General features: G+C 67.6%; 18 protein-coding genes. 1 reads left to right on the top strand and 17 read right to left on the bottom strand.

Annotated features, from left to right (window positions below; all coding sequences use genetic code 11):
- The 17 genes from VIR09_RS11605 to VIR09_RS11525 form a co-directional block, all read right to left on the bottom strand.
- On the bottom strand, positions 1 to 244 hold a 244-nt coding region (locus tag VIR09_RS11605; RefSeq protein WP_414639420.1), incomplete at its 3' end, for an anti-sigma factor family protein.
- Between the two features lies 1 nt (position 245).
- A complete protein-coding gene (locus VIR09_RS11600; protein ID WP_332013008.1) occupies positions 246 to 758 on the bottom strand; it encodes an RNA polymerase sigma factor in 513 nt (170 codons plus the stop codon).
- A gap of 30 nt (positions 759 to 788) precedes the next feature.
- Positions 789 to 1,157 (bottom strand): hypothetical protein, encoded by a 369-nt coding sequence (locus VIR09_RS11595; RefSeq protein ID WP_332013007.1) that lies wholly within the window; start codon positions 1,155 to 1,157, stop codon positions 789 to 791.
- A gap of 100 nt (positions 1,158 to 1,257) precedes the next feature.
- Complete coding sequence (locus VIR09_RS11590) at positions 1,258 to 1,722, bottom strand: GNAT family N-acetyltransferase (protein WP_332013006.1); 465 nt, start codon at positions 1,720 to 1,722, stop codon at positions 1,258 to 1,260.
- A gap of 145 nt (positions 1,723 to 1,867) precedes the next feature.
- Positions 1,868 to 2,911, bottom strand: a complete 1,044-nt coding sequence (locus VIR09_RS11585) for a phosphotransferase (RefSeq protein ID WP_332013005.1) — start codon at positions 2,909 to 2,911, stop codon at positions 1,868 to 1,870.
- Positions 2,908 to 4,131: an acyl-CoA dehydrogenase family protein gene (locus tag VIR09_RS11580; RefSeq protein WP_332013004.1), complete on the bottom strand. Its 1,224-nt coding sequence runs from the start codon at positions 4,129 to 4,131 to the stop codon at positions 2,908 to 2,910. Before VIR09_RS11580 ends, VIR09_RS11585 begins: the two co-directional genes overlap by 4 nt.
- 14 nt (positions 4,132 to 4,145) lie before the next feature.
- The gene (locus VIR09_RS11575; protein WP_332013003.1) at positions 4,146 to 4,907 is read right to left on the bottom strand and encodes an SDR family NAD(P)-dependent oxidoreductase; all 762 of its coding nucleotides are present in this window, start codon (positions 4,905 to 4,907) and stop codon (positions 4,146 to 4,148) included.
- Positions 4,908 to 4,941: 34 nt separating this feature from the next.
- Positions 4,942 to 5,334, bottom strand: a complete 393-nt coding sequence (locus VIR09_RS11570) for a RidA family protein (RefSeq protein WP_332013002.1) — start codon at positions 5,332 to 5,334, stop codon at positions 4,942 to 4,944.
- A 19-nt stretch (positions 5,335 to 5,353) separates the two neighbouring features.
- A complete protein-coding gene (locus VIR09_RS11565) occupies positions 5,354 to 6,226 on the bottom strand; it encodes an alpha/beta hydrolase (protein ID WP_332013001.1) in 873 nt (290 codons plus the stop codon).
- An 18-nt stretch (positions 6,227 to 6,244) separates the two neighbouring features.
- Positions 6,245 to 6,958 carry an ABC transporter ATP-binding protein gene (locus tag VIR09_RS11560; protein ID WP_332013000.1) on the bottom strand — a complete coding sequence of 238 codons (714 nt, stop codon included), beginning with the start codon at positions 6,956 to 6,958 and terminating at the stop codon, positions 6,245 to 6,247.
- Positions 6,951 to 7,730 carry an ABC transporter ATP-binding protein gene (locus VIR09_RS11555; protein ID WP_332012999.1) on the bottom strand — a complete coding sequence of 260 codons (780 nt, stop codon included), beginning with the start codon at positions 7,728 to 7,730 and terminating at the stop codon, positions 6,951 to 6,953. Before VIR09_RS11555 ends, VIR09_RS11560 begins: the two co-directional genes overlap by 8 nt.
- Positions 7,723 to 8,739, bottom strand: a complete 1,017-nt coding sequence (locus VIR09_RS11550; protein WP_332012998.1) for a branched-chain amino acid ABC transporter permease — start codon at positions 8,737 to 8,739, stop codon at positions 7,723 to 7,725. The genes VIR09_RS11555 and VIR09_RS11550 overlap by 8 nt, the downstream gene beginning before the upstream one ends.
- 11 nt (positions 8,740 to 8,750) lie before the next feature.
- Positions 8,751 to 9,635, bottom strand: a complete 885-nt coding sequence (locus VIR09_RS11545; protein ID WP_332012997.1) for a branched-chain amino acid ABC transporter permease — start codon at positions 9,633 to 9,635, stop codon at positions 8,751 to 8,753.
- 19 nt (positions 9,636 to 9,654) lie between these two features.
- Entirely contained in the window at positions 9,655 to 10,560 is a 906-nt protein-coding gene (locus VIR09_RS11540; RefSeq protein WP_332012996.1) for a hypothetical protein, read from the bottom strand.
- Positions 10,561 to 10,569: 9 nt separating this feature from the next.
- Positions 10,570 to 11,499 (bottom strand): ferritin-like domain-containing protein, encoded by a 930-nt coding sequence (locus tag VIR09_RS11535; RefSeq protein ID WP_332012995.1) that lies wholly within the window; start codon positions 11,497 to 11,499, stop codon positions 10,570 to 10,572.
- Between the two features lie 77 nt (positions 11,500 to 11,576).
- Positions 11,577 to 12,758: an ABC transporter substrate-binding protein gene (locus VIR09_RS11530; protein WP_332012994.1), complete on the bottom strand. Its 1,182-nt coding sequence runs from the start codon at positions 12,756 to 12,758 to the stop codon at positions 11,577 to 11,579.
- 73 nt (positions 12,759 to 12,831) lie between these two features.
- Positions 12,832 to 13,671 (bottom strand): GntR family transcriptional regulator, encoded by an 840-nt coding sequence (locus VIR09_RS11525; RefSeq protein ID WP_332012993.1) that lies wholly within the window; start codon positions 13,669 to 13,671, stop codon positions 12,832 to 12,834.
- Between the two features lie 101 nt (positions 13,672 to 13,772).
- Between VIR09_RS11525 and VIR09_RS11520 the strand changes: the two genes are divergently transcribed.
- Positions 13,773 to 14,412 (top strand): hypothetical protein (locus tag VIR09_RS11520; protein ID WP_332012992.1); only part of this gene is annotated, 640 nt, incomplete at its 3' end.

Below are 14,412 nucleotides of genomic sequence, written 5' to 3'. Positions count from 1 at the left end.
GCCGCGCCAGGGGCAGACGCAGCGGCAGCGGCTCGTCCAGCACCGGGTCCAGCATGGCGTGCAGCAGGCGCCGCTGCTCCCGCCATTCGTCGACGCGGGCCTGGTCCTGCGGATGCGCGGCCAGGAAGGTTTCGACCTCGGCGCGGCGCGCCGGCGGCAACTGGCCGTCCGCATAGGCATGCAGGTCGGCTTCGGTAATCGGGGTGCCCGCGCCGGGCACCGCATGGAGGCGTTTCTCGTTCATGTCATTTCACGCGATGGAGCTTGCTGACGGTGTCGCGCGCCTGCATCAGCGCGCCCAGCTTCTCGCGGGCGCGTGACAGGCGCGACATGACCGTGCCCATCGGCACGTCCAGTATCCGGGCGGCTTCCTGATAGGACAGGTCTTCCACGCATATCAGCAGCAGCACTTCCCGCTGTTCCGCGGGCAGGGCTTGCAGGCAACGGTCCAGGTCGCGCACCTCCAGGTGGTCTGTCTGCGTGGCGCGCACCGGCGTGTCGGGCAGTTCGCCCGGGGCGGTCTGCTCGGCCCGCCGGCTGCTGGCGCGCACGCCGTCGATGAAATGGTTGTGCATGATGCCGAACATCCAGGCGCGCAGTTCGCCGCGCCGCTGCCATCGCGAATAGCGGCTCCATGCGCGCTCCAGCGTGTCCTGGACCAGGTCGTCGGCCCGGTGGGGGTCGCCCGTCAGCCCGCGGGCGTAGCGCCGCAGGCTGGGGATGCAGGCCAGGATCAGGGCTTCGTCTTCGGCGCGCATGGGTTGCTGCGTTGGATGGCGGGCGCGGTATCAGGGCTTGGCGACGTGCCAGACTTCCTTGAAATTGTCGCCCGTCTTGTCGCCGGCCTTGGCGTCCTTGGCGTAGGTGTACAGCGGCTTGCCCTTGCTGGCCCATTGCTTGCTGCCGTCGTCGCGGGTGACGACGGTCAGATCGCCCATGGGCTTGGCGTCGGCGCTGGCCATGACGGGCGGCCAGATCTTGGCGCACTGGTCATTGCAGGCGCTCTTGCCGCCGGCATCCTTGTCGAAGGTGTAAAGCGTCATGCCGGCGCTGTTGACTAGCATGCCGTCCTGGGTCTTGACGGCCTGGGCCTGGGCGCCGGCCGAAAACAGGGCGGCGGCGGAGATGGCCAGGGCTGCGGCGATGTGTTTGCGCATGGTGTGCCTCGTACGTAGATAGGGAAAGTGGGAGACTGCCCCCTACAGACGCTGCCGGTCCCGGCTTTATTCCAGCCGGACGGAAAGAAGTTGCAAAGGGTCAGCCAGCCGGCCGGACCGCGCCGGGCTCGTAACGCATTTCGTGCTCCAGTTCGGTCTCCTCCACGGGGGTGAAGCCCAGCGCTTCGTAAAGGCGGCGGGCGGGGTTGCCTTTCAGTACGCTCAAGGTGACGGGGACGCCCTCGGCATCGGCCTCGTCCAGCACGCCTTCCAGCAGGCGGCGGCCGAGCCCGCGGCCCTGGAAAGCAGGGTCGATCTGGATCTGGACGATGCGCCAGCCGGTGGCATCCCGGCCATGCTTGAGCAGGCCCGCGGGCCGGCCGTCCAGCCAGACGATGCGGGCGTCCTCGAAGCGGTAGCGGATGCGGGCCAGGTGATGGTCGTCGTCCAGCGGCGCGCCAGCGCGCAGCAGGTGTTCCTGCATGGTGGATTTGCGCAGGGTAAGCAGGAAGGGCAGGTCGTCTTCGGTGGCGGGCTGCAGCGCCAGGGAGCTGGTCTGGGTCATGGAAGCGGAGGGAGGTAGGGGGGCGTCCGGCGGCTGCGCCGGCCCGATTATCAGGTTATAGAGCGGTTGCGCCCCGCGCGCCAGCCCGCCGCTGGCGCCCGGCTCGTTGACCCCGCCCGTCAACCTGGTCCTTTAATGCGATCCTTCAGGCCGCGCCGCCGTCGCGCGCGCATTCCCATCCCAGTTCGGCCAGCGGTTCCACCTTGGCGCCCATGGACTGGGCGTCGTCGGCGGCGGCGTTGCCATGCGAGGCGCGGGCGGCGACCCCCTGCAGGATGGCGGCCATGCGGAAAAAGCTGTAAGCGAGGTAAAAGCCCCAATCGGCGACACCGGCAAGCCCGCGCGCCCGGCAATATGCCGCTACGACCTCGTCTTCCGTGGGGATCCCCAGCGCGCCGAGATCGGATCCGGCCACGCCGCGCCACAGCTGCGGCGATACCCGCCAGCACATGCAGTAATAGGCCAGGTCCGCCAGCGGGTGCCCCAGCGTGGAAAGCTCCCAGTCCAGCAGGGCCAGGGCGCGGGGCTCGGTGGGGTGGAAGATCAGGTTGTCCAGGCGGAAGTCGCCATGCACCAGGCGGGTCTCGTCGCCGGCGGGAATGTTGTGGGGCAGCCAGTCGATCAGCGACTCCATGGCGGGCAGGTCCGCCGCCGGCCGGCTTTCGCGGTACTGCCGCGTCCAGCGCGAGATCTGGCGGGCGTAATAGTTGCCGGGCCGGCCATAGCTTTCGAGGCCCAGGGCCGCGTAGTCCAGCTCATGCAGGGCCGCGAGCACGCGGCTGGTTTCGGCGTAGATCGCGCCGCGCTCGGCGGGCGCCAGGCCCGGCAGGGCCGGGTCGACGAAGCTGCGTCCCTGCACATAGTCCATCAGGTAGAAGGGAGTGCCAAGCAGGCTGTCGTCGGCGCAATAGTCCAGCATGCGCGGTACGGGCACCTCGCTGCGTTCCAGCGCCCGCATGACCCGGAACTCGCGGTCGATGGCGTGCGCCGAGGGCAGCAGCTTGCCGGCGGGCTGCTTGCGCAGCACGTACTGGCCACGGCCAGTGGCCACGATGTAGGTCGGATTCGACTGGCCGCCGGCCAGGCGGCGCAGCGCCACTTCGCCGGCTTGTCCGGCATAGCCCGCGCGCACCAGATAGGCGGCCAGCGCGTCCTGACCCGCAATCGTCTCCACTGCCGCGCCCGTCACGATTGCGCCCCGGCCTGTTGCTGCGTCTGCCAATGCCAGAAGTCGTCGCCCTCATCCATCAGGAATCGCGCCAGCACCATTTTGTGTACTTCGGAGGCCCCATCGACCAGCCGGGCCTGGCGCGCGTAGCGATAGATCCAGGCCAAGGCCGTATCGCGCGAATAGCCGCGCGCGCCGGTCAGCTGGATGGCGGTGTCGACCGCCTTGTGCAGCGTTTCGGAGACGACGATCTTCGCCATCGAGACTTCCTTGCGCGCGTAGCTGCCCTGGTCCAGGGCGACGGCGGCGCGCATCGTCAGCAGGCGGCCAATCTCGATCGCCATGGCGCATTCGCCCAGCATCCATTGCACGCCTTCGCGCTCGGCCAGCGCGGTGCCGAAGCTCTGGCGGGTCGCCACGTAGTCGCGCGCGATGGCCAGGGAGCGGCGGGCCAGCCCCAGCCAGCGCATGCAGTGCGTCAGCCTTGCGGGTCCCAGGCGGATCTGCGTGACCTTCAGGCCGTCGCCCACGCCGAGCAGGCGGTTTTCATCGGGGATTTCCAGTCCGTCGAACACCAGTTCGCAGTGGCCGCCGTGCTCCTCCGGTCCCATGATGGGGATGCGGCGCTCGATGCGCCAGCCGGGCTGGTCCGCGTCGAAGAGGAAGGCCGTGAGGCCCTTGCGCGGATCGTCCGAGGTCTTGGCCATCAGGATGAAGTGCTGCGCCACGCCGGCGCCGGTGATGAACCACTTCTTGCCGTGGATGCGCCACTTGCCATCTTGCTGGGTGGCGGTGGTGAGCATCATGGACGGGTCGGAGCCGCTGCCCGGATGCGGCTCGGTCATGGCGAACGAGGAGCGCACCTTGCCGTCGATGATGGGCTGCAGCCAGCGCGCCTTCTGCGCCTCGGTGGCGACCTTCTCCAGCACCATCATGTTGCCGTCGTCGGGCGCCGCGCTGTTGAACACCACCGGTCCGAAGATCGACACGTTCATTTCCTCGTAGCAGGCCGCCATGCCGACCCGGGACAGGCCCTGGCCGCCGCGTTCGCGCGGCATCTGCAGCGCCCACAGTCCGGCTTCGCGCGCGCGGCGGCGCAGCGGCTGCAGCACGTCCTCGCGGATGTTCTCGTGTTCGTCGTAGGAGGACGGGTCGGCCTCCACCGGCAGGATGTGCGTCTCGACGAAGGCCTTGATGCGTAGTCGGTAGCTTTCGATTTCTGGCGTGAGGCTGAAGTCCATATTGCGTCCCGGAGTCAGAGCGTGGAAATGAGATGTCCGCCGTCCACGACCAGGACGGAGCCGGTCATGAAGGAAGAGGCGTCGGAAGCCAGCAGCAGCAGCGGGGCGGACAGCTCCCGCGCCTGTCCGAGCCGGCGCTGCGGCACGCGCCGGATCAGCGCCTGTCCCGCGTCGCTGGCGAAGAATTCGCGGTTCAGGTCGGTTTCGATATAGCCGGGCGCGAGCGCATTGACGCGGATGCCGTGGCGCGCCCATTCCAGCGCCAGGGCCTGCGTCAGCTGGATCAGCGCGGCCTTGGAGGCGGCGTAGGCAGGCACCTGCTGGGCCACCCGCAGCCCCAGGATGGAGGCGATGTTGATGATGCTGCCGCCGCCGTGCGCCTGCATGTGGCGGCCGGCCGCCTGCGCCACGCGCCAGGTGCCGTTCAGGTTGACGTCGATCACGTCGCTCCAATCGGCCTCGGTGTATTCCAGCGCCGGCCGGGTGGCGGTGATGCCGGCGTTGTTGACCAGGATGTCGATGGCGCCGTCCAGGCGCTCGGACGCGGTGTCGAACAAGCTTGCGACGCTGTCGGGTTGGGTCACGTCCAGCGCGATGGCGCAGGTGCGCCGGTCCGCGGCGGCCAGTTCCGCGGCCAGTTGCTCGCCAGCCTGCAGCCTGCGTCCGGCCAGGGCCACGTGCGCACCGGCGGCGGCCAGGGTGCGCGCGAATTCCGCGCCCAGTCCGCCGAAGGCGCCGGTCACCAGGGCCCGCTTGTTGCGTAGGTCCTCGAACATGCTCATTCTCCTTCGGGCGATGCCGCCGCGGGGGTCATGCAGGCTTGTACGCCGACGCTTCCACTTCGATCAGCCACTCGGGCCGCGCCAGAGCCCGCACCACGACCAGCGTCGCGGCGGGGCGGGCTTCGCCCAGATAGGCCAGCCTGACCGGGCCCAGCAGCGGCAGCTGGCTTTCGTCGGTGATGTAGGTCACGACCTTGACCAGGTCGCCCGCGTTCATCCCCGCGGCCTCCAGCATGGCCTGGATGTTGCGCCAGGCGGCATGGGCCTGGGCTTCGAAGCCCTGGGCGAGCTCGCCTTCGGACGATACTCCGACCTGGCCGGCAATGTGCAGCCAGCGGCCGGCGCCTTCGGTCAGCACGCCCTGGCTGTAGGGGCCCAGGGGCGCGCAGACGCCGGCGGGATTGAGTGATTGGCCTGCCATGTGGACTCCTCGTGAAAGATCAGGCCCGGCCCGCGCCGGGCAGCAGCAGATCGAGCGTCTTGTTGAACAGCGGATAGCCGACGCCGGCGAAATCGGTCAGCAGGTCGAAATGGTTTCGCTGCGGCACCACCAGGTTCTCGACCTCGTGGCCGTGGCTGGCGCAATGCTGCGAAAAATCCCGGCTCTGTCCGCGAAAGCCCTCCGTTTCCAGGGCGCCAGCCGCGAACACCATGGGGACTTCGTACAGCGTGGCGCGTTGGTACAGCCCCAGGCTGCGGGCTTCCGACACGCTCATGTGGAGGTCGCGGTTGATGGAAGTGCGCAGCAGCGGCTCCAGATCGAACAGCCCGCTCAGCCCGACGTAGCCGCGTATCCTGCCGGCCAGGGCGGGAACCAGGTCGCGGCACAAGGCCCTGGCGGCCATATGCCCGCCCGCGGAGTGGCCCGACAGCACGATGCGGCTGGCGTCGTAGCCGTGGCGTTCGCCCTGCGCGGTCAGCCAGGACACGGCTGTACAGGCCTCGTCGACGATGTCGGAGACGCTGGCATGCGGCGCCAGCGTGTAGTTGGGCAGCGCCACCGCCACGCCGCGCGCCAGGTAGTCGTCGGCGATGAAAGAGAAGCCGTGCTTGTCCAGGGCGCGCCAGTAGCCGCCGTGGATGAAGACCAGCAGCGGCGGCGCCGGCACATGGTCGGGAACGAACAGGTCCAGCACGCTGGAAGGCCGCTCGCCGAAGCGCAGGTCCAGGCGCGCCTCGCGCCGGCCGCGCGTCTGCGCGCTGCGGCGCGCGTAGGTAAAGTAGATCTCCTCGCGTTCCGGATGCCGGGCTCGCAGGTTGTACTGCGCTTCCTGCTCCGGATCGATCGCCTGCTCCTGGGAAGAAAACGTCATCGCTTCACCTGTCTCCTGTCAGGCGCCCAGGTAGGCAGCCTGTACCCGTGTATCGTCGCGCAGCGTCTGGGCGCTGCCCGAATACGCCACCCGGCCTTCCTGCAGCACGTAGCCGTAGTCCGCGGCGCTCAAGGTCAGCCTGGCGTTCTGTTCGGCGATGAACAGCGTCAGTCCTTCCTGCTTGAGCCGCCGCAGCGACAGGAAGATGTCTTTCACGACCAGGGGCGCGAGGCCCATGGAGGGTTCGTCCAGCATCAGCAGGCGCGGGCTGCTCATCAGCGCCCGGCCGATCGCCACCATCTGCTGTTCGCCGCCGGACAGCGTGCCGGCGGGCTGGCGGGCGCGTTCGGACAGCCGCGGGAACAGGTCCAGGACGAAATCGAGATTGCGGCGGAACTCTGCCTGACGGCGCTGCTTGAGCAGCTTGTAGCCGCCCATTTCGAGGTTTTCGCTGACCGACAGGGGCGCGAACACGCGCCGGCCTTCAGGTACCAGGACGATGCCGCGGTCGACGATGCGGTCCGCGGGCAGCGCTTCGATCGCTTCCCCCTCGAAGCGGACGCTGCCGCGCAGCGGCCGCAGCAGGCCGCTCAGGCTGCGCATGACGGTGGTCTTGCCGGCGCCGTTGGCGCCGAGCAGGCAGCCGATCTGCCCGGCGGGAATCTCCAGGCTGGTTTCGCGCAGCACGTCGCCCGCGCCATACGAGGCGCACAGGTTGGTGATTTCAAGCATCGGGCATGTCCTCCCCGAGATAGGCCTGCAGCACCAGGGGATCGGCGCGCACCGCATCGGCCCGGCCTTCGGCGATCTTGCGGCCGTAGTTCAGCACCAGGATGTCGTCGCACAGCTGCATGACGAAGCTCATGTTGTGTTCGACCAGCAGCACGCTGACGCCGCTGGCGTTCACTTCGCGTATGACCTGCGCCACCTGCGCCACTTCGGCATGCGGCACGCCGGCGACGGGTTCGTCCAGCAGCAGCAGGGTGGGGTCGGCGGCCAGGGCGCGCGCGATTTCGAGGATCTTGGCCTGGCCGAAGCTCAGGTCGGCGGCCAGCACGTCGGCGTGGCGGGCCAGATGCAGTTGCTCCAGCCGCTGCATCGCGATGTCGCGCATCTGCCGTTCGTCGCGGCGCTGCCGGGGCGTGCGCAGCATGCAGGCCCACAGGCCGGAGCCGAAGCGCGCGTGGCAGCCCACCATGACGTTCTCCAGCACCGTCAGGTCCTTGAAGATCTGCAGGTTCTGGAAGGTGCGGGCGATGCCCAGCCTGACGCGCTGGTGCGGCGGCAGGCCTCGCACCGAGCGGCCGCGAAAGGACACCTCGCCGCGCCCCGGGTGCAGCAGGCCGGCGACGATGTTGAACAAGGTGCTCTTGCCCGCGCCGTTGGGCCCGATCAGCCCCTTGATCTGGCCTTGCCGCAGGTCGAAGGACAGGTCGGCAAGCGCGGCCAGCCCGCCGAAATTGATGCCCAGGTCCCGCACCGACAGGAAATCGTGATCAGCCATGGCGCACCTTGCCCTTTGTTGCCGCCACCGGGGATGCCGGCTGGCTGGCGGAGCGCCGGCACAGCCGCTGCGCCAGTCCCGCCAGTCCGCCCGGAAAGAACATCAGGACCAGGATCATGCCCAGTCCGAACAGCAGCAGTTCGACGTCATGGAAGGCGCGCAGCAGCTCCGGCGCCGCGGTATAGACCAGCGCGCCGAACAGCGGTCCCCAATACTTGCCCCAACCTCCGACCGCGACCATGACCAGCAGCAGCACCGACGCGGAGAAGCTGAAGGTCTCCGGCGACGCGAACTGGTTGAAGTGCACGTAGAACGTGCCCGCCAACGCCGCCACCGCGGCGCAGAGCACGAATATCGCGACCTTGAGCGCGTAGGTGTTGATGCCCAGGCTGGCCGCGCCGACCTCGCTGCCGGCCACGCTGATCATGGCGCGGCCGATGCGCGAACGCGTCAGGTTCAGGAAGCCCCACATCAGCAGCAGGCCGGCGGCCCAGGCCAGGTAAAAGAAGCGGCGGTCGGTATCGAAGGCATAGCCCGCGACCGTGATGGGCTCGACCCCGGACAGGCCATTGGGGCCGCCGGTGAAGTCCACCAGCTCGACGAACAGCACCGACAGGATGGCGTTGAATCCCAGCGTCGCCATGGCCAGATAATGGCCGCGCAGTCGCAGCACGGGCAGGGCGATCAATAGCGCCGCCGTGCTTGCGACCGCCAGCGCGGCCGGGATGCCGGCGAGCGCGGGAATGCCGTACTTGGCCGACAAGGCGCCGCTGACATATGCGCCCAGGCCGAAGAAGCCGGCCTGGCACATGGAGATCTGCCCGCAATAGCCCATCAGCAGGTTGAGGCTGGCGATCAGCATCAGGTTGATGCAGAACGTCACCGCCAGGCCCACGGCATAGCTGTTCGGCGCCACCAGCGGGAACAGCAGGAAAAGTCCCCACAGCGCCAACAGGATGCGCAGGTCGCGGTGTCCGCCATCCCCGGGCGGGTGGATTTCTGATTTCATCGTCACCCCCTTCAGACCTTGTTGATTTCGGCTTTGCCCAGCAAGCCCTGGGGGCGGTAGAACAGCACCAGCAGCAGCAGGATGAAGGACAGCGCGTCCTTGTACTGCGAGGAAATCAGGCCGCCTCCCAGCGCTTCGATCACGCCCAGCAACAAGCCGCCGAGCAAGGCGCCCTGCAGGCTGCCCAGTCCGCCCAGCATGGCCGCGCTGAAGCCCTTGAAACCGAGCATGGTGCCGTGGTCATAGGAGGTGAAGGTCAGCGGCGCGATGATCACGCCCGCGATGCCGCCGGCCAGCGCCGCCAGCACGAAGGCCACCGTTACCGAACGCCGCACGTTGATGCCGACCAGGGCGGCGGCGTCGCGGTCGATGGCCGTGGCCCGCAGGGTCTTGCCCAGCAGCGTGCGCTCGAAGAAGAAGTGCGTTCCCAGCATGAAGACCAGCGCCACGCCCATCACCCAGAAGCTCTGCGGCGGAATCTGCGCGCCCGCCAGCGGCACGGGCGCGTCGCCTGAAAACGCGGGATAGCCCATGGGCGTCTTGCCCAGCCCCAGCATCACCAGGCTCTTGGTACAGATGGCCAGGCCGATGCTCAGCAACGTCACCAGCAGCGGCGCGGGCTTCTTCAGCGGATGGATGATCAGGCGTTCGGACACCCCTCCCGCCAGGGCCACCAGGGCCACCGCCGCCAGGCAGGACAGCCATAGCGGCAGCTCAGCCACCGCGTAACAGGCTGCCGCCACCATGCCGCCCATCATGACCCATTCGCCCTGGGCGAAGTTGATGGCGTCGGTGCTCTTGAAGATGACGTTGAACCCCACCGCCACGATGGCGTAGATGCTGCCGGTGGTGATTCCGGCGACCAGCAGTTGGACGATTTGCGCGGACATATCCATGGCGGGACCCCGTGCCGGCTCAGTTGGGCCGGCGCGCAGCCAGCGCGATGCCCGGCAGCTCGACGCCGAATTCGGCCAGGCGCCGCGTCACCGTCTCCAGGTACGACCACAGGATCTCGTACTCCTTGTCGCGGGAAACAGCGCCCAGCCCGGCTTCGGCGGTCAGGGTATTGGCCTGGCTTTCGGCGCCGTCGGGCTCGGCCAGCCAGGGGCAGTGGTAGCCTCGCAGCTCGACTTCATTCAGATAGCCCAGGACGGCCTGGGCCACGGCTGCGCGGTCGGCGTCGGACCAAGCGGCGGCGCGCTCCGCGACATAGAGCCAGCCGAAGGTGGCGTGACGCTCCTTGGCTTGCACGCACTGCTCCAGGATGCGGCGCGCCACGGGTTCCCTGGCGTTTTCCAGGTAGGCGCGGAACAACTCCAGCTCCAGTCCGTCCTCGACCGCGGCGTGCGCGGTGAAGAAGGCGTCGGCATGGCATGAGGCGTCCAGCACCTGGCGGTGGCGGCACTGGTTGAAGATGGCTTCCTGCTGCGGGTTGGGCGGGCGGTTCAGGTAACCGCCCAGCAGCGTGGCGTAGCGATGGAAGCATTCGATCTGCCAGGCTTCCTCGGTGTTGCGCACGGTGAGGAAATACTTGGGGTCGGATTCGCGGCCGCTCTCCAGGCACAGGCGCACCAGCAGCGCCGGCGTTTCGCTCAGGCCGGCGTATTCCACCCAGGCGCGGCGGCTCCAGGTCAGGCGGGCCGCGTCGCGGACCCGGGCGTCGAGCGCGCCGATGTCGAAGCTGGCCCAGGGGATGTCGGTTTCGGGCGCCCAGCGCTTCTGCTTGCCGGTTTCATAGAGCTCGCGGATCGAGGTGATGGACTGCTTGAGCGTCAGCGGAAAACGGCGCTCGACGGGAATTCTGGTGATGGCTGCGTTCATGGTGGGTCCTCAGAATTCGCCGATCTTGGGGTGGTGCAGCAGGGGCAGGCGCACGCCCCAGGGCTCCATCTGGCGCCGCACGCGCTGCACCGTTTCCACGAACAAGGGCTTCTCCAGTTCCTCGACGGTGGAGCCCAGTCCGGCTTCCCAGGTGACCCGGTCTACCTCCATCTCGGCGCGCGAGGCCGGATTGTCGGGCGCCAGCCATGCGCTGTGATAGCCGTTGAGTTCAACCTTCTCCATCATGTTGATCACCGCGTTTTCCACCACTTTGATCTCGGCGGGCGACATCTGCGGAATGCGGTGGTCAAGGAAGCGCCAGCCAAACGCGCAGTGGCGGACCTCGTCGCGCATGATGCGGGCGCAGATCTGCTTGGCGACGGGATCGCGGGTGATCTCCACCAGATGGCGGAAGACGTCGAACGCGATTTCCTCGGCGGCGCAGACCAGCGCGGCGAGGATCGCCTCGACCGACACCTCGGGGTCCAGCGCCATCTTGCGCACGCCGTGGGTGGCGACGGAACCCTGATACGCGGCCTGGGCCGGCTGCTCCATGTAGCCGCCCAGGGCTTCGGCCATGCGGTAGCAGGCTTCCGCGTGGCGGCTTTCTTCCTGCGAGCGGATGGTGAAGAACAGGCGCAGGTCGGGTTCGCACTTGTCGTGGCAGAAGCGGATCTGCAAGGCCGGGCTTTCCGAGATCGCGCCGTACTCGCTCCAGGCGCGGCGGCTCCAGTACTGGCGGGCCGCGTAGCGCTGTTCGGGCGTGTACTGCGAGGCGTCGAATAGATGCCAGTCGATATCGGTGCGCGGGTCCCACTGCTTGACCGTCGCCAGGTGGTAGAGATCGCGGATCTTGGGGATCCGGGTGTCCAGATCCAGCGGAAAGATGCTTTCTGGATCGTCCAGGATCGTATGCGGCTCGGCGCTTGCTACGTTCATGACTGCACTCCCTGGTGTGCTGCGCCCGCGGCGCGCGTGAGTGGAGGTTGCGAAGATCGGGGGCTTGCTGGGGCTGCTTACTTGTAGTCGGCCAGCCGGAACTGACCGTCCCGGTAGCCGAGCATGACGATGTCGTCCTTGTCCAAACCAGAGTGGCGCTGGGGCGAGAAATTGAAGACCCCGCCCACGCCCTGGTAGCCGGTGATGGCGGTCAGCTGTTCGCGGGTCTTTTCCTTGTCGCCGCCGCTTTTTTCCAGGGCGGCGCGGGCCAGCATCATGGCGTCGTAGGTCTGGGCCACGAACTGGTTGGGCTTGCGCTTGTAGCGGGCCTCGAAGCGCTTGCTGAGGTCCACGATGCGGGTCTTGATGGGATCGGCGTCGGGCAGGTCCTGGCCCACCGGAAACTTGACGCTGACCAGCAGCAGGTCCTTGACCGAGTCGCCGGCCAGCTTCATGTAGCGCTGGTCGACGAAGCCGTAGCTGTGCACCAGCGTGAGCTTGTCCAGGCCCAGCTGCTGCGCCTGCTTGATGAACACCACGCCGGCCGGGGTCACGGTCCAGCAGATGATGGCCTGCACCGACGCGTTCTTGATGCGCGTGAGCTGCGGGGTCAGGTCGGTGTCGGCGGGGTTGAAGGATTCGTAGGTGATGTCGATGCCGCGCTTGGCGGCCAGCCGCTTCATCTGCTCGACGGCGCTCTGGCCGAAGCCGCTGTTGTCGGCCAGCAGGGCGGCGCGCTTGATGCCTTTCTTGTCGAAGTAGTCCAGCACCCGGTCGATCACCTGGTCGTCGTCCACGGTGCTCTTGAACACATACTTGCGTTCCGCCACCGGCATCACGATCTGCATCGAGCCTTCGGTGGAAATGAAGGGCGTGGCGGCCTTGTCGACCATCGGCACCATGGCCATGGCGATGCCGCTCATGTTGCCGCCGCCGACGATGATGTCCACCTTGTCCTGGGACAGCAGCCGCTTGGTGGCGTTGATCGCCTTGGCGGTCTGGCTTTCGGCGTCGTAGAACACCCATTCGACCTTCTTGCCGCCGATGCCGCCGGCGGCATTGATGTCGTCGATGGCCATTTCCATGCCGGCCTTCATGTCTTCGCCGAGAAAGGCGGCGGGACCGGTCACGGACAGGATGGACCCGATCCGTACCGCGTCCTGGGCGCTGGCGGCGTGCATGCCCAGCATCAGCGCGGCGGCCGGCAGCGCCATGGCCGTGCGGCGCGAGAACTCCAGAAACGTCTTTATGCAAGTCATGGTGCTACTCCTGTACCTGATGCGGGATTTGGGGTGTGCAGCAACTTCCACGAACAGCGAAAACGTAGTCGGGCTAGTCCCCTGCGCCTGAGGGGTTGCGGAACTCGAGCGAGTCCGACACCTGGTCCGTCTTGCCTGCGCCGTTCTGCAGCGGCACGCGCACCGAGTACCGGACCTGGTCCGCGCGATAGTGGGACAGGCCGGACATCACCGGCTGGTCCTGTTTGTCGAAATACACAAGGTGCCGCGTCAGGACCGGATCTCCGGGCAGCAGGCTGAGATAGTCGGCATGTTCGGCCTGCACCGCGCCGCCCTCGATCTTGAGGTTGCCGTAGGCCAGCTCGACCTGACGGCCGATCAGTTCCAGCAGCGAGCCGGCCTCGGCCTGGCGGGCATCGATGTGCGGGATGCGGTCGACGCGCACATAGCGGTAGTCGATCGAAATCGGCACCTGCTGGACCGTGCGCAGCCGCAGGATGCTCCAGACCCGCGTGCCCGGCGCCACGTCCAGCTCGCGCGCCACGGCATTCGAGGCGGGTTCCTGGGCACAGTGCAGCACCCGCAGGCTGAGGGGGCGGCCGTGCGCCGACCATTGGTCGATGAAGTCCATGGCCGGGCTGAACTGCTCGTCGATCTTGGGCGCGCAGACGAAGGTGCCGGACCCGCGGACCCGCCGCAGATAGCCCTCATCCACCAGTTCCTGGATGGCCTGGCGCACCGTCATGCGGCTGACGTCGAATTGTTCGCTCAGCTCGTGGTCGGTGTGGAAGCGGTCGCTTTCCTGCTGCCAATTCAGGATCATCATCAGCACGCGCCGCTTGATCTGCACATAGAGCGGCAGAGGGGAGTCCCGGTCCAGCGCCACGGGGCTGGCGACGGGGGGCTCGCTGCGTACGTTCGTAAGAGTGGACATGACAGCTGGGTTCCGGAATATGTATATAGGATTTGTATATTTGTCTAGTTAACTAGACTTTATGATATATTGATTTCGAAAGTCAAGTACGGATTAGCGATATGAATATTTCTACGCTCGACCTTGCGTTGGCACTCGCGCCCCACAGCCTGGATGCCGTCCTGTCCTTTGATCAGCCCGCCTCGCTGGACCGGGCGGACGTGCTCATATGGGATCCCGCCGGCTTGTATCCCGTGCTTGAGGCCGCCTGCGAACGCGCCGATCCACCCGTGCTGGGCGTGGGCGCCTCGGAATGGCTGCTGGCCACCAGCCGCCACTGGCGCGAGCAATTCAAGCGGCTATTGGCCGCGGGCGGCACGCTGGTGGTGCTGGTGCCCGCGCCGCGCACGGTGGGCGTGCACACCCTGCAAGACATCCTCCCCTACGATTGGTCCGATCCCCTCATGCCCAGGACGGTGCGCAGCCAGGCGATCGAGGGCGACGCCGCGCCACAGCAGGCGGGCGAGCCTTTCCGCACGCTCTTCACCGAGGCCGCGCGCTGTTTCCAGCCTTGCGCGACCTTGGCCGCGGCGCCGGGCGCGAGCATTCTGGAGACAGGGGCGGGCATGACGCTGGCCAGCTACGCCAGCGAACCGCCCGGCCGTCTGCTGCTGCTTCCGGCGCTGGCGCCGGGGGTGGCGCAGGACGAAGCGGGGGCGGCGCTGTTCCTGCGGGAATTGTGCCGTTGCATCGATCGCCTGG

Source organism: Achromobacter sp., assembly GCF_036567245.1.
In the GTDB taxonomy this organism is placed as follows: domain Bacteria; phylum Pseudomonadota; class Gammaproteobacteria; order Burkholderiales; family Burkholderiaceae_B; genus Achromobacter.
This window is presented reverse-complemented; position numbering and strand designations above follow the sequence as displayed.